This window comes from Streptomyces sp. NBC_01116, assembly GCF_041435495.1.
Lineage (GTDB): Bacteria > Actinomycetota > Actinomycetes > Streptomycetales > Streptomycetaceae > Streptomyces.
In genome coordinates this window covers 224,793-247,465 of record NZ_CP108644.1, presented here as the reverse complement: position 1 = coordinate 247,465, position 22,673 = coordinate 224,793, and the positions used below count along the sequence as shown (strand labels likewise).

Annotated in this window: 3 protein-coding genes; 1 reads left to right on the top strand and 2 read right to left on the bottom strand. The window is 73.2% G+C overall.

Translation table 11 applies throughout. From position 1 onward, the window contains the following. The first annotated feature begins 38 nt into the window (after positions 1–38). Complete coding sequence (locus OG245_RS00965; RefSeq protein WP_371627769.1) at positions 39–19,193, top strand: hypothetical protein; 19,155 nt, start codon at positions 39–41, stop codon at positions 19,191–19,193. 212 nt (positions 19,194–19,405) lie between these two features. Here the strand turns inward: OG245_RS00965 and OG245_RS00960 are convergent, their stop codons facing one another. Beyond that, positions 19,406–20,845: an amino acid permease gene (locus OG245_RS00960; RefSeq protein ID WP_371621622.1), complete on the bottom strand. Its 1,440-nt coding sequence runs from the start codon at positions 20,843–20,845 to the stop codon at positions 19,406–19,408. Between the two features lie 48 nt (positions 20,846–20,893). Further along, complete coding sequence (locus OG245_RS00955; RefSeq protein WP_371621621.1) at positions 20,894–22,672, bottom strand: hypothetical protein; 1,779 nt, start codon at positions 22,670–22,672, stop codon at positions 20,894–20,896. Position 22,673 lies beyond the last annotated feature (1 nt).

Here is a 22,673-nt window from a genome sequence, read left to right as displayed (position 1 = left end):
TGCCCGCGCACCACCGGGGGCGGCCCCGCTTGAGCATCATGCCCACGCCGGAGATCAACGCGATGATCTTCGCGCTGACCGGGGAGTTCCTCACCACCATCGACGAGGACCTCGCGGATCAGAGCCAGTACAACTTCACCGGCATGGCCCGCAAGATCGAGCAGCTGTCCGGACTGATCGAGAAGTCGGTGCACGACATCGCGCAGGCGATGCCGGACGAGCTGTCGAGCTCGTACAAGCAGGCGATGGGCACCCTCATCGACGATCAGGGCAAGAACTACCTCCTGGAGTTCACCAAGCAGCTCGACGAGATCGGCCGGGGCCGCCGGAAGACCGGCATGGACGTCATGGAGTCCAAGTGGCAGGTCATCGCCGAGATCGTCCGGCTGCTCATCGAGATCGCGATCTATCTCGCGCTGTCCTTCTTCACCGGTGGCGCCTCCGCCAGCCAGATCCTCGTGGCGAAGCTGCGCAGCCGGTTCGTGCTCCTGACCCTCTTCAGCCACCTGCTCAAGCGACTCCACCTGATGCCCGCTCTGAGCGAGGCGCTGGCGGAGGCGTTCACCACCTTCGCCGTCCGGCTGGCGATGATGAACTTCGCTCCCGACGGCCGCCGTCCGGACGGGATCGACTGGGGCGACATCGGCAAGGCGGCCGCCTTCGGTGCGGCGGCGGGGTTCTTCACCAGCCTCTTCGAGAACTGGGCGAAGAACATCGTCAAGAGCTACGACACCAACTTCCTGAAGGACGGACCCCTCTTCAAGGACAAGCCCGATCCCGGCCCCGACCTGAAGCTCGACACCCCGAACCCGAAGCCCGGCCCGGACGGCCCGACTCCGAAGCCGGACCCGGACAGCCCGACTCCCAAACCCGGCCCGGACAGCCCGACCCCGGAGCCCAAGCCCGAACCCAGGCCGACCCCCGAACCGACGCCGGGACCCAGGCCCGGCCCGGAGCCGACCCCCGAACCGACGCCGGGACCCAGGCCCGGCCCGGAGCCGACCCCCGAACCGGGGCCGAACCCGAAGCCGGACCCCGAGCCGGCCCCGACCCCCGGCGGCGGCCCCCACGACCGCCCGCGGCCCGACCTGAACACCGCCCCGCCGCCCTTCCTCCGCGACCGGCCTTTCACCTTCCGCTACGACCCCGCCGTCTGGCGCTCCAACCCCGACCTGTGGCGCAACCAGCGCCTCCTGGAGAACAACGCCGACCGGCCCGGAGCGCTCGCCGGGCACTACGGACTCAAGGGCGTCCTCGACTTCGCGGCGGCCGGTGGCGGTGAGTCCGTCGGCGAGATCCTGATCAAGGGCGCGTTCGAGGGCGACTTCTCCTCCAACTGGACCACGTTCGTCGGGGCGGGGGTCAGCAGCAAGGTGGAGGGGGGCCTCGCCGACATCGCCGTCAACACCGGCAACGAACTCCGCACCGCCATCGAGAACCTGCGCAATCAGCCGCCCACCGTCTCGGGCGGAGCGGACACGGACGGCCCCGCCCGGTCCGGCGGCGGCGACGGCTCCGACCGGACCGGCGGCCGGCCGCGCACGGAGTCCTCGGACGGCGGCGGCCCCACGCCCGGAGCACCTCGCCCGCCCGGTTCCCCGGAGGCCACCGGCCTGGACGAGTACACCGGCAGCCCCTCGCCGCGGCCCGACCTGGCGGAGAGCCCGCCGCTCCACACGCCGCAGGACCCGCCCGCGTACGTCCCGGTGGACCCGCCTTCGTACACCCCGGGCCCGCTGCCGGTGACCGCCGCGGAGGACGCGCTGTGGCAGCAGGTCCACCAGGGACCGCCCGAGCTGCGCGAGCAGGCGCTGCGCGACCTTGCCGCCATCCGCGGCGAACAGCCGCCCGGCCCGGCCGAGATCGGCGTACGCGACGGCCTGTACGGCAACCTGTCGCAGCACCCCGAGATACGGGTGGTGCCCACGGGCAACGGGCCGGCCGCGGAGATCGACGCCGACGAGGTACGCCGGGCGCTGGAGAGCCTCGGCACACCGGTGACCGTGGACCCACCGGTTGCGGGGGAGGGGACGCCGACGCCCCCACCGGGAAGCGGCGCGCCGACGGGTCCGGACACGGCCGGCGAGACCGGTGCGAACGGTACGGAGACCGCTCCCGGCCCGAACGGCAGGCCCGGCCCGGCCGAGGCCGACACCGACGGCACCACGGGGGACGCGCCCGCGATCGGCGACAGCCCCGCGACGCGGGGGACGCCCGGCGACGCGGTCACCGGCCCGCCCACCGCGGACCCTGCCGACCCGGACGCCGGCACCGGCACCGGTCCCGGCTCCCGTACGGAGAAGCCGCCGCTGACGGTGATCGTCGCGGAAACCCCGCCGTCGCCGGTCGACGGGTCTCCCGAGGCCGCCGCGCTGCTGGACAGCGCGGGCGCGGACCGGGCCGTCGTGCTCGGCCCGCCGACCGGGACCGACACGACGGGGCTTCCGGAGCGCGGAGCGTTCGAGCTGACCCGGGAGGGACCCGGCGCCCCGGTGCAGGTCCGCCCGCTCGGCGGACCGGAGTACGTCGAGGGCCCGAACGCGCCGGGGAGCACGGCGTTCCCCGGCGCGAACGTGCTGCTGCCCCTCGCCGATGCCCTCGGCGTCCCACCCGTCGCGACGGCCACCACCCCGCCGCCCGCGACGGCCACCCCGCCGCCCGCATCGACGCCGCCGCCGACGTCCGCCTCGCCGGGGCCGCGTCCCGTCACGGAGGGGGGACCGGCCGGCGAGCCCGGCGCGGTCGTGCCCGCCCCCGGTGAGCGGATGCCCGAGAGCCCGGCCGGTGCCGAGACCGAACAGCGCGACACCGACCCGTCCGCGATCAAGGTGGTATCCGCCGAACAGACCCCCGTCACCAGCGGGACCGGCCCGGACGACACACCGACGGTCACGCCCGACACCGCGGAGAAGACCGCGGTCGAGGTCGACCCGAAGGTCACCACCGACGGCCCTGCGACCGGCCAGGACATCAAGCCGCCGGTGATCACCACCGGTTCGGACAGCGCATCGGACGTGAGGCCGCCTCCGGCCCTCACCGGCCCGACGCCGTCCGCCGACCTCAAGCCCTCCGGGGCCACGCCCCCTCCGGACACCGCGCCGGACATCGAGCCGCAGCCCGTCACCACATCGACGACCCCCACGACGGGCACCGACGTACCCGCCGCCTCCAAGCCGGCCGCCGACGCCCGGCCCTGGACCGAGACGGCCACCGACCTGCACCTGGAGTCGGGCCGAGACGACGGAAACCCCACCGCCACACCTGCGGCGGCTCCGCCCCCGCCCGGGCAGATCACCGTGCGGCCCGCCGACCCGGCACAGGACCGACCTCCTCGGACACTGAGGGACTTCCTGCCGGAGGACCAGTGGTGGACCTTCTACATCGACCCCAAGAACCACCAGGCCGCGCTCGACGCCTTCCCGGACGACCCCGGCTCCTACTACGATCACGACCGCTCGCCGGGATTCCAGCAAGGCATGGTGTCGGCGTACACGCGGTTCCTCGGCGACCCCGGCACCGTCGCGACGCCCATGGACTCGACCTCGTACCAGACCATGCACGGGCTGGCCACCAGCCACCTCGGCCGGACGATCGGCTGGTCCGGCGGCGGTGCCACGCAGTTCCCGCTGCGGGGCGAGACGCTCGCCGACGACATCTTCGACGAGCGCATCGGCGACCAACTGCTGGTCTACGACACGACCAGCCGCGACTGGTCCATGCCACTGCCCAAGCCCCGGCCGGTCACCATCCTGACCCGGTTCCTGCACAACAACCCGTCACTGGCGACCAATTACGGCAGGAACGCGGCCCCCGGCCTCGTCGACACGCTCTTCCAGCAGCACTACGCCCGGGTCTCCGAGCCCGACGCCGACGACACCGTCAAGCTCGCCTCCATCGTCCGCACGATCCGGGCGCTGCATGTGGTCCACCCGTTCCAGGACGGCAACCTCCGGTCCAACGTGCAGATCCTGCTGCCGAAACTCCTGCTGGAGCAGGGTCTGCGCCCGGTCGTGCCCGACAACATGTACAGCCTGTTCCAGGGGGGCCGCTCGGTCCCGCAGATGGTCGAGTCCCTGATCCGCAACGGTGCTCTGGACACCGGGAGTCCTCTCCCGCCGCAGGGCGAGACCGCTGCCGACGTGCACCTGGAGTCGAGGCAGGACAGCGTCGTCGACACGGGCGACGAGCCGGTCGCCCCGGTCACCACGAGCAGCACCGACCACGACGCGAGCACGCCGCCCCCCACGCCCGAGCCGTCCGTCACCACGCTCGACAGCAGGACGGTGCCCTTCAGCGAGCTCCGGCGCTTCGTGCCGCGGGCGCGGTCCGCCCCGCAACCCGGCGCGGCCGTACAGACGGTGACCATCTCGCAGAGCCCGGCCGAGGACGGTACGGTACGGAGCGCCGGCCGTGAGGCGCTGCTGGGCCAGAACAGCTTCCGCGGGGTGCGCACCACGTCGGCCGAGCCCCCGTCCCCCGGTTCGACCGAGGCACCGCCCGCTCCCCGCACGGTCTTCACCGGCCCTCCGGCCGCGCTCCCCGGCTCCGGCACCGAGCGGGGCGCCGACTACTTCGTGGGCCACGGCACGCCCCGTACCGTCACCCTCGGGACGGACAACGCCGCCTACCCCACCATCAAGGTCAGCGGTGTGCAGCTCGGCGAGCTGCTCAAGTCCTGGGCCCAGGACGGAGACCAGGACCGTCCGCTGGTGCTGTTCTCCTGCGAGACCGGGCAGCAGCCGATGATCGCGGGACTGCCGGTCGCCCAGCACGTGGCGAACCGGACCGGGCGCCCGGTGTACGCACCGACGACCGAGGCGGGCACCGCGAAGGACCGGGACGGCCATATCCGCGCGGTCCTCGGCGAAGGACCTGACGGGCCGGGCCGTTGGCAGCTCTTCACCCCGGAGCCCGCCGGGGCCGACCTGGACGGCCTGGCGCGCGACGCCGGACTGCATGCGGGCCCGGACCCGGCCGACGCCTTCGCCCGCGCCCGAACCCTCCAGCAGATCCGCACCCTGCGCGAGACCCTCGGCCCGGACGCCGAACAGCAGTCGGGAAACCGGGAGTTGCTGGCCGCCCTCGCCTACGTGGACGGCCTGCGCTGGCACGATCCGGGCACCGCCGCCCGGTACGGCGACGGCCGGATGACCCCGGACCTGCTGGACCGGATGGTCACCGACTGGCACACCGCCACCAACGGCACGAACGTCGACCCGGCCACCGGCCCCACCCCGGGGCAGTACAGGGCGTTCCTCGAAGCCGCCGCCGGAGTGCGGGCCGGCGCGACCCCCGCGACGACGCTCGACACCCTGCTGCCGCCTCCACCGCCCGAACTGCCCCCGGACACCCTCGTCTCGCAGCCCGACGTACTCGGTCTCGCCTACGCACGCTCCGCGCAGATCACCTGGTCGCTGTCCAACGCCCCACTGCCGCTGTCCGAACTGGGTCTCGGCCCCGACGACACCGCCGAGCTGGCCCGCCGCCTGCACCACCCGGAGCCGCCCGCCCCGCCCGTCCAGCAGGACGCGCCGGGGCCCGACGGAACTCCGGCCCCGGCCCCGCTCCCGGTGAACTCCCTCGTCGTCAACGCGTACACGGCGCGGCACACGTACGGCATTCCGGAGAAGAATTTCGACAAGTTCCGTGATGTGGCGCGGGACCGGAATGTGGTGGTGGATGTGCGGCCGACGAATCCGTCGGCGCCGAAGTGGCTCGATGCGGGGGCGATGCCGAAGCCGCAGGACATCAAGGCGAAGACCGTCAATGAGGTCGATGTCCTGCTGGGTGCCGATGCGGGGAATGTCGGTCTGGTCGGCTATTTTCAGCCGGTTCTGCCGGATCAGGGGTCGGTTCCGGTGGATGCGTGGGACCGGGTGGTGTCCCGCTTCAACCAGCGGTCGACGGAATTCCATGAGCTGGCCGGGAAGATGGCCCGGTACGAGGGCGAAGGAAAGTTCACCGTGCACGAGGGAATCGTGTTCGGATTCGACGGCGGGGGTGAGCGGCGTCCGATCACCGGGGATCACGATCTGTTCGATGTGTCGTCCCCGGACGGTTCGAGGATTTCGCATCCGGCGCACGACGCGCTGATCGATGAGATGCGGGCCAAGGACATGGCCGTGGTGCACGGCGCGCACATGTTCTGGAACCCTCCGACGGCATTCGACAAGTCGGTCTTCGACAAGATCGTCAGCTCCCACGCAGGCGCGACCGGAGAACCGCTGCTCCGGTTCAGCCCCGGCAACGACCATGCCGTCCTCACCTGGACGCAGAAGCTCAAGCCAGGACAGGTCGACTCCTACACGGCCCGGCACACGTACGGCATTCCGGAGAAGAATTTCGACAAGTTCCGTGATGTGGCGCGGGACCGGAATGTGGTGGTGGATGTGCGGCCGACGAATCCGTCGGCACCGAAGTGGCTCGATGCGGGGGCGATGCCGAAGCCGCAGGACATCAAGGCGAAGACGGTCAACGAGGTTGACGTCCTGCTGGGCTCCGATCCTGGAACCATCGGTCTGGTCGGCTACTTCAAACCGGTTCTGCCGGATCAGGGGTCGGTTCCGGTGGATGCGTGGGACCGGGTGGTCTCCCGCTTCAACCAGCGGTCGACGGAGTTCCATGAGCTGGCCGGGAAGATGGCCCGGTACGAGGCCGAAGGAAAGTTCACCGTACACGAGGGAATCGTGTTCGGATTCGACGGCGGGGGTGAGCGGCGTCCGATCACCGGGGACCATGACCTGTTCGATGTGTCGTCCCCGGACGGTTCGAGGATTTCGCATCCGGCGCACGACGCGCTGATCGATGAGATGCGGGCCAAGGACATGGCCGTGGTGCACGGCGCGCACATGTTCTGGCACCCTCCGACCGCATTCGACAAATCGGTCTTCGACAAGATCGTCAGCTCCCACGCAGGCGCGACCGGCGAACCACTGCTCCGGTTCAGCCCCGGCAACGACCACGCCGTACTCGTCCACCCCGAGCCCCGCCCGGACGCGCCGCCCGCCCGCCCGGAGAGCATCGCGGAGGACATGCAGCTGTCCGGCAAGGACACCGGGACGCCGGGCCTCGCGGACACCGTCCGCGCGGACGGTCAGGCCTTCCGCCGACTGCCCGCACGGGCCGACGGGGACTGCCTCTTCCGGTCGCTCCTCGACACCGCGCGCACCCGGGCCGTCCCGCCCCCCTGGGCCGCACGGAACGTCACCGGACTCCGCAGCCTGCTCCGCGACCGGCTCACCGGCTCCGAACTGCTCGCCCCGGATGTCGAGGCCACCCCCGACCCGGTGCTCGCCGTCGTGGACGACCTCCGGATGACCGCCCTGGCCGGGGTGCGGAACCCGGAGGCGCGGGAGCGGATCGGACAGCGCTGGGACCGCATCGAGCAGGCGGTCGTCACCGGCGGGGACGCACGCCGATGGCGGCGGATCCTGAAGGACAGCGGTTACTCCCACCTCGCCGACGTGGCCCCCACCCCCGCCGAAGCGCGGCGGCTCGGCACCGATGGGCTGATCCTCGCGGCGGCCGGACTCCCGGCCCTGTGGTCCTCGCCCTTCGCCGACGCCCTCCCGCTCGCGCTGGCGCACACCCTCGACGTCGAGCTGCGGCTCGTCCGGCCCGACGGGTCGGCCCCGGCGGGCACCTCCGTCACCCCGCTCAACCCGGGCGGCCGGAGCGGCACCCTGCACGTGGCCTACAACGGCACCGACCACTTCGACGCCCTGGTCCCGGCGGCGTCCCTGCCCGCCCCCGCCACCACCGCGACCCCTCCTCCCGCCCCCGCCCCGGCCACCCCGGACCCGGCCGGCCCCGACGTCTTCGGCGAGTGGCTGCGGAGCCTGGGCGGGGTCACCGACCTGGACAGCCCGGCCGAGGAGACCCCGGACCGGGGCGACCCCGTACCGCTGGAGACCCAGCTGGAGCGGCAACGCCCGGCACGGCTGCTGACCGGCGAGGACGCCCGGCCGCCGGGCCCCGCCCCGCGCACCGTCACCTTCGACGACGGCAGTCGGCTGCCCACCGTGCTGATCAGCCCGGACGCCGATCCGGACGACGGCTCCACCGGCCCGGGCGCGCGGACCGAGGGGACGCCGAGGAGCGGGCTCCTCAACGGTCTGGGCGTCCTCACCCTGCGCTCGCCCGAACAGGTGGCCAAGGAGGTCTTCGACCAGCTGCCCAAGAGGCTCCGTGACCAGTTCGACGAGGCGGAGCTGCTGCGCCTGCTGAAGGACCAGCCCGGCGCCTTCACCGCCCCGCGCGGCGCGCGCTTCGTGGGCCGGGAGAAGTCCGGGGTCGGCCACGAGATGGTCGTCGAGGCCGTCCCGTACCACCGCTGGGAGCGTTTCGGCGAGGTCGGCGGCGCGACCGTCCGGCTGGACACCATGCGGCGCGGCCAGGCCGGTACCGGCGGCGGGCGCAGCGTCGGCGTCGGCCGCCGGGTCGCCGCCGCGCTGGGCATGGGGCCGCCGCTCAACTGGATGCTCAAGATCGGCGTCTCGCTGGGCTGGACCCGGAAGACCGACTACACCCAGGGCACCCAGGCGTACCACCAGAGCGAGTACCGGGCCTGGGAGGGGTCCCACCTGCACCTGGACGACGTCCACTACCGGGTGCGCGTCGAGCGGGTCACCGAAGCCCCGGAGACCCCCGCCCCGACGACCCCCGGGCCCGGCACCCCGCCCGCCGCCACGCCCCGCTGGCAGCGCGGCCAGGTGCACTCCGCGGCTTTCGCCATGCGGGACGGGCTGAGCTGGCGGCTGCCGGACGACCTCACCGTGCCCTTCAAGGGGCCGAAGCGCGCCCCGGAGACGCTCACCTTCCCGGACGGCGCCGAACCCCGGATCACCGACACGACCGCCCTCCACCTGACGGACCCGCCGGAGGACGTCGCGCTCGCCGTCTCCGGGGCGCGCCCCGGAAGTTCGGCCCACCGCACGCTGGTCTCCTATGTACGGCCCGGGCGGCTGCTCGGTCTCTTCGGACGGTTCGCCGGACCCGTCAGCGGACCCGAGCTGACCCGGGGCAGCGGGCAGCACCCGCTCGGCCATCTGGTCGTCGAGCGGTCGATCCCGCACCGGGCCACCCTGGTCACGGAGTCCGTCAAGGCGGAGGTCCGCGACCTCACCCAGACCACGTACCAGAACCAGCGCGCCCACGTCCGCGACACCCGTCTCGGCGTCCAGGTCACCGCCGGGCCCAACTACACCCTCGTCGGCCCCGAGACCGACGTACGCCTCCAGGGCGGCCCCCTGGTCCGTACCGACCTCAGCGCGGGCCGCGGCCACTACCTCGGCACCGACGCCGCTCGCAAGGTGACCGGCCGCGTTCGCAACCACCCGATGGCGCTGTACCGGGTGGAGCGCACCCTGATGGTGCGCAAGGCCGGTCAGCCTGCCTCCGCCGCCCTGCCGGTCCGGGTGGTCAGCCTCGACTGGTACTCCACCCAGGACGCCCGCCGCCTCGCGGGCTGGGACAGCCGTACGCCCGGAGCGACCGGCCCGAACCCGGACGCCGAGCCGCCGGTGCCGTGGTACCTCACCCGTCAGGACCCGGTGCACCTGGGCGGCCAGGTCCGCGCCGAGGGATTCGTACCGGACCAGCGGCCCACCGCCCCGGCCACCACGACGACGGCCCCCGCGCCGGCGACCACGACTCCTGCTCCCGGGCCGGCCCCAGCCCCCCAGGACCCCCTGAAGGCCTTCACCGACACGGTCCTGGACACGTTGCACCGCGCGTACCCGTCGCTCTTCGTCCCGCCCCTGATGCTGCGCCACCCCCACCTGGCCAAGCTCTGGTACGGGGACGGGCGCACGCGGACCGCCCTGCACAACGAGCGCCAGGTGCGCGAGGCGCTGAACCGGCCGAGCCTCGCGCAGAGCCTCGACGACCTGACGACCACCGGAGTGCCGGTCACCCTCACCGAGGACGGCAAGGTCCGGCGGGGCCACCACACGCTCATCCTGCGCGCCCGCCTCGGCGACCGGCGGTTCGAGACCACCCTCGGCGAACGCTCGCTGCGCAACGCCGTCATCGGCACCGAGATCTCCGGCCAGGGGCAGCAGGAGTCCACCACGCTCTCCGCCGGCGTCGAACTGGGCATCTCGCCGCGCGACCACGACAAGGACCCCGGCACCGGACTGCCCCGCCAGGCGGGCAACGTCTCCCTGGGCGCCCGTCACGCGCAGACGCGCACCCGCGCCACCAAGAACACCGTCGCGGTCGCCCACGACCAGCTGACCTTCCAGAACGGCGCCGATCTCTACAGCTACCAGGTGGAGTTGGGCGCCACCTTCGAGGGCCACCGCCGCCCGCGCGGCTGGACCCGGCTGGTCTCGGTGGGGCTGCTGGGCGCGGGCGTCTTCGTCAGCAAGGTCGGGGAGCGCCCGCTGTTCACCCGGGGGACCGAGACCGTCGGCCGGGTCGAGCTGGCCGTCCCGGCCGCCCACGGCTCCGACCGCCACGCCCCCGCCGACCCTCCGGCCACCGGCCCCGCGCCGGCACCCGCACCCGTGCCGCGTCCCCTCTCCTCCACCGACGCGGACCAACTCCTCGACGGCACACGGCCCCTGCCCCGGACAAGCGCGTCCGACCGGCAGCTCGTGAACAAGCTGCTCAGCGCCCCGCACGTGGTCCTCAGCGCCGAGGGCGGCGAGCAGCGCCAGCGGCTCGTCCAGGACACCGCCGACCGCGCCACCGGCACCTCCTGGCACGTCAGCGCGCCCGGCACCCCGATCCGCACCGCCCTGCGCCGGGCCATGGCCAACCTCGGCGTCGCCGGGCAACTCGGCCAGTACCTCGGCCCGTTCGGCTCCCGCATCACCGGGCTCACCGGCGCGGGCCCCTTCTCGACCCACTACCTCAAGGCGGCGGTCCGGGGCGAACTCGACAACGTACGCGTCAAGAGCGACCCGAAGCCGGGCAGTCTCGAAGCCACTATCGGCAACGAACACCGCGTCGCCGGCACCTCCGGCAGCGGCTCCCGGACCACCCTCGGACTCCAGGGCGCCGTGACGCCGGTGCAGCAGGCACCCGGTCAACAGGCGGTCGTGGGTGCGTACTCGACCGCCCTCCAGTACGCCTGGGGCAAGGGCCGCAGCGTTTCCCAGACCCTCACCCGGGGCCGCAACACCACCCTCAGCTACGCCGGGCGGATGTACCTGGTGGTCGCCGACGCCGCCGAGACCGTGGCCGTACGGGACCGCTGGACAGCCGCGATGGGGGCGGTCGGCACCCGCTCCGGGAGCCGGATCAGCGCCGCGGCCGGCCGGATCTCCGACCGGCTGGGGCGCGGCCTCTCCCCGCGCCGGGCCGCCGCCGCGCTCCTGCGCATCCGCGACGCGGTGATGTTCCACCTGCCGATGCAGGACGCCATCGAGGCCGGACTCGCCCCCGACGGCCTCGGCACCCGCACACCGGCCAACCTCGGCGGCGGCTACCGGCTGCCCCCCTTCCTGCGCCGCCGCCACTTCCCCTCCCACCCCAGCGGCCAACTCGACGCGAGCCGGGTGGCGCAGCAGCTGATGGGGCAGCTGGAGAGGATGGGCGTGCCCTCGCACGACCGGGAGCAGGTGCTCCAGCGCCTCTCACCGGACTTCCTCCGCTCCCATGTGCACGAGCTGACCACCGACGGGATGGCGCTGCCGGTCCACTACCGCAGCTGGACGAGCCCGCACCACCTGCCGGTCGGCGGCAGCCCGGGACAGCTGCGGCTCACCCTGACGCCGGTCACCACCACCGTGGAACGGCTCCGTACGGGTTACGAGCTGGAGGACTACCGCACCACCGCCCGCGACGACGTCGACGGCCGGTCCCAGGACCGCGGCGCCGACGCGACGCTCAGCGCGGGCGAACGCGCCGCGGGCAGCGGGGTACTGGTCGCCAATCCGGCCCTCCAGGGCACCGCGGCCAAACAGCGGTCGAGCAACGTGACCGAGGCGGTCGGCAGTACGGCGATGCCCAACATCGCCACCACCCAGGCGCACGCCGAGATCGTGACCACGTACACCCTGACGGCCACGCTGGTGGACGCGTCCGGGAAACCGCTCGGCCCCACCGCCACCGCCCCCGTCGGCAGCCTCAACGAAATCCTCCCGGCGAGCCTGCTCACCCCGGACGGCGATGGCGCCGACGGCGTGCTCACCGAACAGGATGTGCCCGAACCGACGCGTGCGGTCCGCGTGCTGACGGCTGATCAGGCACGGCCGGAGTCCATCGCCCGCTGGCGGACCACGGACCGGGAGACCGGCGAGCGGGACCCGGACATCCTGCCCTTCGACGATGTGATCGGCTCCGGCATCCTCGCCGTGGACATCCTCGGCTCGGCCAACGTGCAGGATGCCCTCACCCTCGCCACCGCCCGCGCCGACGGCTTCCCCGGTGACCTGGATCTCGGCGAGCGGCACACGGGCGCCACGCTCGCCGAACGCGTACGGATGGCCCGCCACACCCCGCTCACGGGCCTCGGTACCGCCCCGGCCCAGGCCCAGCAGGAGGCCACCTCCCAGGTCGGCCTGACCGCGGGCTTCCGCGAGGCGCTCGGGGCCGACGGCTCGCCGCTGCCCACCCAGTCCTCCGCCCGCCTCCTCGGCCAGTCCCACACCGCCGACTCCCGTCTCTACGCCAAGATGCACCGGGCCGGCGCCCGGCTGCTGGCCGTGGAGAACAAGCCGCGCATGGAGGCCATGCAGCGGCGCAAGACCGGCGACGCGCTGGACGCCGGCATCACCGACAACGTCGAGGGGGCGGTCAGTACGTCGCCGCTGGCGGGCAACAGCAACGCGGGCGTGACCAACCCCGGCGCCACGGTCCCGATCGGCGGCGCCAACGACGCAACCGCGCTCAGGGGCGCCACCGACACCACGCTCGGCACCCACGTCAAGGTCCTCACCGACCGCAGCATGCTCTTCGCGGTTCCCGTCAGCTGGCTCTCGGTGGCCGAGGTCGACCACCGGGTCACCGACAGCCGCCCGATCCAGGCCCTCGGCAAACCCGAGCGCGGCCCGCGCGCCGTGGAGGCCGGGACCACCGCCCTGGTCTGGCTCCGCGAGGACATCGCCCGCGACTACGGCCTCCTGGACGACACCACCTTCCCCGACGAGGCCCGCACGGCCTGGGACGACCAGGCGAAGGCGGCGGCCGACCTCGCCACCGCCGAGAAGAACTACTACGACGCCCGCGCCAGGACCCGGGAGACCTGGCTCGGCCTGAGCCCCGAGGAGCAGGCCGCGCTCGGGGACGACGACCGGACCACGGTCCTGCCCCGGGCCCTCGCCGAGTCCCCGGCCGTCACCGCCTGGCAGGCGGCCCGCGACGAGGTACGCCGCTGGCAGCAGCGCCTGGACGCCGCCGCGAAGGACCACCACCGCCTCCACCTCGCCGCCGCCCGCCTCACCGCCCACCACCAGGGTTCCGGCTCGGTGCCGGTGAAGGACGTGCCGCAGGAGTACACCGAGCCCGACTGGCGCTCCGAGGCGCCGGAGCCGTACACGGTCACCGACGCCACCGACTCCGCCCCGCGCACCCTCACCTCGCCGGACGGGCACACGGTGCACGAGGTGCACGAAGTACCGCACGACGGGGCCTCGTTCTTCCACGCACTGCTCACGACGGCCCAGAACCGGGGCAAGCTGCCCTTCCTGCTCGACGCGGACCTCGCCGACCGGTTCACGGCCGACCCCGGGGACCCGGCCGTCACCGCCGAGGCCGTCGACGCCGTGCGCGACCGGCTCGCCTGGGCGCTGGCCGACGACGGCAACGAGGACCTGCTCGACGGTCTGGCCCTGGACGCGGCGGACACCTTCACCCAGGCCGAACTGGACTACGCCAAAATCGACCTGACGGCTGCTCAGCAAGCGGAGTTCGACACGTTCGGCCGGCTTCCGCAGACCTTCTGGCCGAGCCCGGCACAACGGGTGGCGCTGGCCACGGCGGCCCTGTACCGCCCGTTCACGGCCGAACCCACGGGGGGGACCCCGGACGCCGGAGACCCGGCCCCGCCCGAGCGCCGGGCGGGCGACCACGGTGGCGTGGACGTGCTGCCCGCACTCGCGGCACGGGTCCTGGGCACCCCGGTGACGGTGGTGACGGGGGAGGGGCGCCGGCAGATGTTCCTCCCGCACGGCGCCGACCCGGCGACCGCCGACCCGGCCCCGGGCCCGGTGCTCTTCGCCGCGGGCGGCTTCTTCTCCGCCGTGCTGGCGCCCGGCACGGTGCCGCCTCCCACCACCGCGCTGCCCGCCCCGCCGGCCACCGGCGCACCCTCAGGAAGTACGGAGACCGCCCCGAAGCCGCCCGCCCACCGCAGCCACGCCACCCCGCCCTGGCTGCCGCCCGCCGACGCCGACGGCCCGCGCTACCGCCTGGACCGCGACGGACTCCTCACCGCACCCGACAGCGCCACCTACACCCAGGGCGCTCCGGCGGGCCGGGGCAACGGCTTCTTCGCGGCGCTCTCCACGGCCCTGCGCCACGCCGCCCAGCAGCCCGGCCGCGACCCGCGGGCGGCGGCCCGGCTCCGCACCCGCGCCGGAGCGTCGCCCGCCCAGCTGATGCGCCTGAACGGCCTCCCCGGTGAGCGGTCGGACCGCGACACGCTGTTCTCGCCCCCGCCGCCCGGGGGCCGAAAGGGCGCTCCCGCCCTCAGCCAGGACGCCCTCGACGGCCGGCTGCGCCGCCACCTCGCCAACGCCCCGTGGGGACCGGACGCCGACCGCGCGGTGGCCGAGTGGGCGGCGAAGGCGACCGGCGCCACGGTCACCCTGATCGAGGAGAACGGCACCGCCCACACCTACGCCGGCCCCTCCGCCGACGCGCCCCACCTCCGACTCCGCCGCCGGGGAGGGGACTTCGTACCGCTGCTCCTCCGGACCCCGGCCCCGGTCCCGGCCCCGGACCCGGCCCCGAAGCCGAAAACGCCCACACCGAAGCCGGAGGCCCCGGAATCACCGAAGGCGCCCGCGGACGGCGACCTTCCAGGGCTGTCCGGGGAGGAAGAGGCGTACGAACTCAGCACGCTGTCCGGCGCGGAGCCCCGGACCCGGCCCCAGCCCTTGACGCAGCCGCACGAGAGCACCGGCATCCGCACCGGCACCGGGTCCGACAGCGAAACCGACTCCGACTACGACTCCGAGGGCGACTCCGAGGGCGAGGAGGACCCCCCGATCCAGGCCGACCCCGAGTGGCTGACGGCGGTGTTCGGACCGCAGTGGAACAGGGCTCCGCGCGCCCGGCTCCAGGAGACCTCCCAAGCCCTCTACGAGCTGGTCGAGGAGGCGGCGGGCGGCCGTCCGATCCGCGACGGGCTGGCCGGCCTCGTCCGGCACGTCCTGCACCTGCCGCTCAGGGCCCGGGTGAGCAACCAGGACGTCCTGGACCTGGGAGCGCTGGCGCTGGAGGCGTCGTCGGACGATCTGGCGACCGCCGACGACCTCGCCGGCTACTTCGTCGACCGGCAGATCGAGACCCGGCGGGACGCCCTCGCCGAGGAGACCCAGTTGCGTGACGCGGACCGGAGCCCGGCGGGACGCGACTTCACCGGGGCGAACCGGGGCCTTCCGGCTCCGGACTCGTACCTCGCCGAGCGTTCCGGCCGAGCGGCCGTGCAGAGCCCGGAGTGGCGCAAGCCGTACCTGTTCGTGGCCGGGGCGGCGGAGGGCGGTGGCGTCGAGATCGTCACGCCGTGGCGCACCTTCGTGGTGCGTGACGCCGAGGAGATGGCCCGGATCATCTCGTACGACTCCCGGCGGCCGGCCGGCGCGGACATCGTCCTCGCCCTGCCTCCGGCGTTCGCCGCACAGGTCGCCGATCTGGTGGCCGGCACGACAGCGCGCCCGGTCTGGTACCCGCTGGGACCGGCGGAGATCGCCACCCATCCCACCACCGGGGCGGCCCACCTCGTGGTGCACCGGCGGGCCGGGGAAGCCGGGCCGGACTGGACCACGCCCCCGCCACCGCGGGAGCCCGGACTGCCCGGCGCCCGTGACCTCGGCAGCGGTGACAGTGACACCGACGACGGCCCCGACAGCGACGACGGGAGCGACAGCGGCTCCACCAGCGACGGCGACGCCGAGTTCGACCGGCTGGCCGACCTCGCCCAGTTCGAACGCCGGGTCGACGCGCTGCGCCCCCGCCCTCTGGCCACCCGCGCCTACGAGGTCCTCGACGACAGCGGCACCGGAGTGCTGTTCACCGGGACCGGGCCCCGGACGGTCGGCGAAGTCCGGACGGCGGAGAGGACCGAGGGGCCCTCGCTGGTCCTGCCCCACCAGACTCCGAGGGCCGTCCCCGCCGCCGACCGGCCGCCGCTGCACATCTCCGAGGACCGGACGGTCGCGCTGCTCTCGGCCGGGGACGACACCACCGGCCGGGGCCGGCAGGTGTACGCCACGCGTACGGCGATCGAGCGCTCCTCGGCCCGCCTGGCCGCCGCCGGAGCCGGAGTGCGGCTGGAGGCAGATCCGTCGGTGCGCGTGGTGCTCGACCAGGAGGACGGCACGCCCGGCGAACCGCTGTTCCGGGTGGAGCCCCGGTTCCTCACCGGCTCCGGAGCCTCCGAGCACGCTTTCACCCGGGACTTCGCCCGGATGGTCGCCGGGACGGATGCCGCGCCGCTCTCCCACCTCGCCTTCCGCGCCCCCGACGGTACGGTCGCCACGGCCCCGGTCAACGGACTGCACGGCCGGGAGGTCACCGGCACCCACCACCTGGCCCAGGCGCTGGCGGAGGTCGCCCACGGCAACCGCCCGGCCACCGGGGTCACTCCTGACTGGGCCGTCCGACAGGCGGGCCGGGACCCGCGCTTCACCGGCGGAGTGGTGGGCGCGCCCACCCCGGGCGAGGCATACGGTCGAGCACTCAGCCACACCCAGGACAACGCGCGGCGCGGACCGTTGACACAGGCCGCCGCCCGTGCCGGGGTCAACCAGTTCGCCTGGGCGGAGGTCGGCGAGGGCTATCTGATCCAGTCGGTCAGCACCACGAACGACGGCGGCGCCCAGCTGTTCACCCACAACCACGCCAAGCCCGGCGACCCGGTCGGTCCGCACGCCCCGTACCACTTCGCCCAGGTGGTGCTGGCCGCCGAGGACGGTACCCACCAGATCACTCTGGAGAACGAGACCCACTCCCGCACACCGATCCCGGCCGACCAGCTCGACGCGGTCGTCGACGAGAACCTCGACCGCTACGACGAGGCCCGACTGAACCGACTGGCACAGGAGTCGGAAGGCCGCGCCGCGACCGCCCGGCGTGACGGGGCGGCCCCGGCGGAGGTCGCCCGCCTGGAATCGTTCGCGCGCACGGCCCGGGCCCTGGCCGCCGTCCACGAGGCCGAGCACGTGCGGTGGTACTTCACCGAGGACCGTCCCGAACACGCCCTGGCCCAGCGTGAGGTGGACCAGGCCCGCGCCCGCGCCCGGGACGCCGTGCGGTCCGCCGCACCGGTAGGGGAAGACAAGGACCAGTGGTTCTTCCGGGCCTACAGCAAGCGCCCCGGCGAGTCGGCCCACGAGGTCAACGCGGCGCTGCTGTCGGAGCGTTCACCCGCCGTCTCCAATCCGCTCACCACGGTCGCCCTGCACGGCCACGCGCTCCGCCCGGACCAGCGGACCGTACGGTTCGCCGAGCAGCAGCACACACCGTCGCCGGACGCCGACGAGAACCTGGACGCCCTGGCCCTGTCCCTGGCCCGCACCGGCCTGTGGAACCACGCCAACGGCCTGCCCCTGCCCGCGGTCACCGTCACCGGACACGGCAACCGCTCCCGGGTCGGCGGCCAGAAGCGGGCCGAGGCGGTCGGCAAGGCGCTCGCGGACCGGCTGGGCCGACTGCTGAGGACCTTCCAGGAAGGCACCCCGGGCCCGCACGTCCGGCTCGCCGACTTCACACTCACCCTGGACGCCCGGCGGGTCCGTCGCGCCACCGACCCGGACCGGGGACGGCTGGTGACCGTCGACATCGATGACCACCGGCACACCTCGCCACCCGCACCGGGCCGCCCCGCGCCCGCCGGAGAGCCGCCCCGCACCGAACCGCCCGCGCCGCCCCGACCGACCGCGGAGCCCGCCCCCGGGGTCCCGCGGCCCGCCGGTACGGACCCGGCCACCGGGACCCCGCCCACGCGCCCCGACACCACCGCCTCCGTTGCCACCCCTTCCGGCCGGGACTCCTCCCGCCCCGCCCGCCGCTCCGCGACGCCCAGCCCCGACCGGGGTGTGCCGGTCCCCGCATGGGTCCGGGCGCGCATCCGGTACGCCGAGGAATCCGTCGCCTTCGAGCGCCGACTGGCCGAACACCTCGCCGAGAACGAGGCGGTGACGGAGGAGTTCCGGAAGATGGCGCGCGCCGCGTGGGACCGGGCGCGGCAGCAGTACCCGCGCGCCCTCGACACCTTCGGCAGCGAGAACCCGAGCATGCCCGGAACGGTCGGAACCAGCAGGCCCGTCCTCCAGCAGATGCTGCGGACCGGCAACCTGAGGGAGCTGACGACCTTCCTGTTCCAGGGCATCTCCAGCGACCTGGTGCCGGAGATGCTCGGGGGCAGGGAGGACCCGAACCCGGTGATCGAGGAGGAGCGGCCCAGCCGCCGCCAGGCGGAGGGCCGCGCCGAACTGGAGCGGCTGGCGGCGGAGTTGAATCTGGACGACACCCTCTCCGTACCGGAGAAGCAGGCGGCGCTCGCCCGCGCCACCCGTCGGCACGCGGTCCAGACCGACCCCGACGACGTACGCCCGCCGCTGAGCCGGGCCGAGCGCCCCTACGCGGTGAACGAGCTCGGGCTCACCTGGATGCCCGCCTCCTCCGTGTACGACCTCGCGATGGCGTCCGGCCTCCAAGGGACGTCCGAGGACACGGGGGGCCTGGTCCTGACGGGCACGGCGGGTTCGACGTACCGCTTCCTGGTGCACGCCGCCCGGATGCGGGACCGGTGGGGGATCGACCTGGACCTCGGCCTGATCCGGGCCGGCATGATCGCCACCTCGCTGTCGGCCGGTCACCACTCGTTCCACGAGGTCATGCGCGGCGCCCAGTTGGCGCTGGACTCCCTTCCCGGCCACGACCCGGCGCTGGACTACCAGGACAACTGGGGCCGGTACTGGAACGTCCACCCGCTCACCGAACGGGAGCTGCGCGACCACGTCGCCCGGGACGGCCTCTTCCCCGACGAGCACGCCCGAGCCGCGCTCGACCTGGGGTGATCTTCCGCCACGCAGGGACGATCCGTGTGTCCGGTCGACCCGGGCGAGGGTCGGGAAGGGGGCGCGCCCACGGAACCGACGATCCGGGACCTCGTGGTCGGGACGTCCCGCGGGGCGCCGCCGGTGATGGCGACGCCCCGCGGGGTGTGAGAGGTGAGGCGTTCAGCTGTCGGGGGTCGGACGAGCAGGGGAGTGCCGTTCGGGCGGCCCCTCTACTCCTGCCGTGTCCGGCGGTAGGTGAGCAGGCCGTGGCAGGCGAAGAGCACCGCGGTGAAGGCAAGGCCGATACCGGCGGCCTGGCGCATGTCGGGAACCTTCACCGCCGTGGCGGCGACGGCCAGCACCCCGGCCACGGCCACGACCGCCAGCTTGCCACCGCCCGGAACGCTGAATCCGGTGAACTCCTCGGGGTTCGCCCTGCGGTGGCGTCGGAAGGCGATGTACGAGGCGACGATCAGCAGCCACACCAGGAGGACGGCGAAGATGGCGATCGACATCATGATGGTGAAGAGGCCGCTGACGTCGTAGAAGGCCAGCAAGGCGGCGGCGGCGATGCCCAGGGACGAGACGGCCAGGGCGATCGCGGGGACGCCGCGCCTGCTCAGCTTGGCCGTCGGCGCCGGGGCCAGGCCGTCGTCTCCGAGCGAGTGCAGCAGCCGGGACGCGCCGTACAGGTGGGCGTTGGCGGCCGACATGGCCGCGATGAGCACGACCGCGTTGGTGAGGGTCGCCGCGGCCGGCACCCCGACCTCGGAGAAGACCCGCACGAAGGGGCTCGCCTCGACGCTCCCGTCGCCCTCCGCCAGCTTGCGCCACGGGATCAGCGAGAGGACCAGGGTGATGGCGAGAAGGTAGAAGAAGCTCAGCCGCCAGGCCAGCTGGCGCATCGCGGTACGGATGGTGCGCTGCGGGTCGACCGCTTCCGCGGCGGCGATGGCGACGACCTCGAACCCGGCGTACGCGAACATCACCACGGACATGGCCAGCCAGATGGATTCCACGCCGTGCGGCATGAAGCCACCGTCGTCGGAGAGGTTGGCGAAGCCGGAGGCCTCCGTGTCGGGCAGGCCGAAGAAGACCAGCAGCGCGGCGCAGAGGATGAACGCGCAGAGAGCGACCACCTTGACGCTGGAGAGCCAGAACTCCGTGGTGCCGAAGGACTTCACACTGATGATGTTGACCGCGAGGACGATCGCGGCGATCACCAGGATCGCCGCGGACATCGGCACCTCGGGCCACCACCAGCGGATGTAGAGCGCGGAGGCGACGACCTCCGTCCCGATGACGACGACGGCGCTGAACCAGTACAGGTAGCGGCTGAGGAACCCGGCCCACGGGCCGAGGTAGCGGTGCGCGATGGTGCCGAAGGAGCCCTGGACCGGGTGGGCGGCGGACATCTCGCCGAGCAGGACGGCGATGATGGCGACCAGGACCGCGCCGATCGCATACGCGATGATCACGGCGGGGCCGGCCACGGATATCGCGGTGCTGGAGCCGAGGAAGAGTCCGGTGCCGAGCGCGGAGCCCAGCCCGATCATGGTGGTCTGCCGGTGGGTGAGGGAGCGGACCAGCCCTCCACCGGCGGGCGACGGTCTGGCGCCGTCGGCTTCGGAGGGAGGGGCGAGCGGTGTGGAGTCGCTGGGTGCGGCCATGGCGGTGGGGCCCTTCTGGAAGGTGACGGGGGTGGGAGGGGAAGCGACTCAGAACTCGCTGGTGCGGAACGGCTTCGCCGGGGCGTTCAGGTCCGGCTTGCCCAGGACCTTCGGCGAGGACAGTGCGTAGATGCCGTGGTTGGTCAGCGTCCATGCGATGTTGCGGTCCCACTCCACGTACACGCCGTGGGTCTGGTTGCCGTACGCGTAGTCCGCGGTGGAGGGGCCGTACGCCTTCGGGACGAAGTACGCCGATATCTCCGGCGAAGCGGGCTTGGAGACGTCGAAGAACTGCACGCCCGCGTTGTAGAAGCCGTAGCTCAGGACACCGGAGGTGTGTCGGCCCGGGTTGGTGTAGTAGCCGGTGCGCTTGGGGCCGAAGCTGCCGCGGCGCTGGCAGTAGTCGTCGATGCCGGCGGCCTTCGGCGGGGTCGGGCGGGGGAGGACGCCGACGACGCGGGGCTTCTTCGGGTCCCGTGCGTCGATCTGGTAGATGTCCTTGTAGGGCTCGTAGCAGTCCTCGGTGAGCGGGTAGCCCGAGTAGTAGATCATGCCGGTCTTCTCGTACTGGGAGACGTCGATGTTGTCCCCCTCGGTGCCCGCGACGGAGGCAGGGAGGTCCAGGTGGCTGACGGTCCTCATGTCCGAGGGGTTCGAGACGTCCAGTACCGTCAGGCCGTAGCCGCCCATGGCGGCGAAGGCGTAGCGTCCGCCCCGCTCGACGGGCTTGGGGAGGAAGAGCGGCATCCGGGCGCCCATCCAACTGGTGCGGTTCCCGCAGCGCGGGTTGTTCCGGTACGCGGCCTCCTCGCCGGTGCGCTGGCCCGGCAGGTGCCAGGTGTCGAGGAGCTTCGGGCGGGCCGGGTCGGACATGTCCCAGGACTGGTAGCCCGCCGAGTGCAGATTGGTGGGGTACTCGGTGCCGGAGTAGGTGTCGTTCGGTGCCGCGGCGATGAACATGTACTTCTCGCCGGTCCAGTGCGGCACGTCGATCGAGCCGGAGCCCTGCTGTGCCGTGGCCGGGTCGGTGTTCAGGGGGTTTGCCTGGGTGGAGTCGGTGGAAACCGTCGTCAGCAGCTTCCAGTCCTTCTTGCGGGGGCCGTCCAGGCGGAACACCTTGAACCCCTTGAGCCCCGGCTTGGCCCGCAACTTCGCGACGCCCTCCGGGTTGTTGAACTTGTCCTTGGGCGGGTGGTCGGAGAGTTCCGAGATCTGGCGTCTGCTCTCGAAGCTCTGGACCATGACGTACGCGTTCAGCTTCTTGTTCCACTGGATGGTGGACGCGCCCCAGTAGTCGTGCGCCGCCCAGTCGCCGTTCGCCCGGGTCTCGTCGCCGCCCACGTCCCCGCGGCTCATCCTCTCGACCACCTTGACCTTTCTGACGTCGGTGATGTCGTAGACGCGGCCGTCGGAGCGGCTGTACTGGAAGAGGTAGCGGCGGCCGTCGAAGTCGACGATGTTCTGCCAGGTGTGGAAGTAGTCGGGGGTGAAGTCGGCGCCCTCGTAGGCGGCTTCGACCTTCATGTTCTTGATGTACGAACGGGTGTCGTACTTCTTGTTGCGGCCCGGGAAGGAGTGCTCGTTCTGTTCGTCGACCGGGGTGAGCGCGGGATGCCGGAAGCTGCCGTCCAGTTGCATGCCGTACGAGCCGGGGTCGGCCGGCCCGGGGCGGCGGTCCTCGCACGCGTCGAGGATGTCGGGGTCGGTGGCGGCGACGGTCGTGGCACCGGTGGTGTCCGCGCCGGAGACACCGGGAGCGAGGAGTGTGGCCGTGGTGGCGGCGGCGACCACCGCGGCGAGGGCGGCTTTTCTGCGGAGGGGACGCATC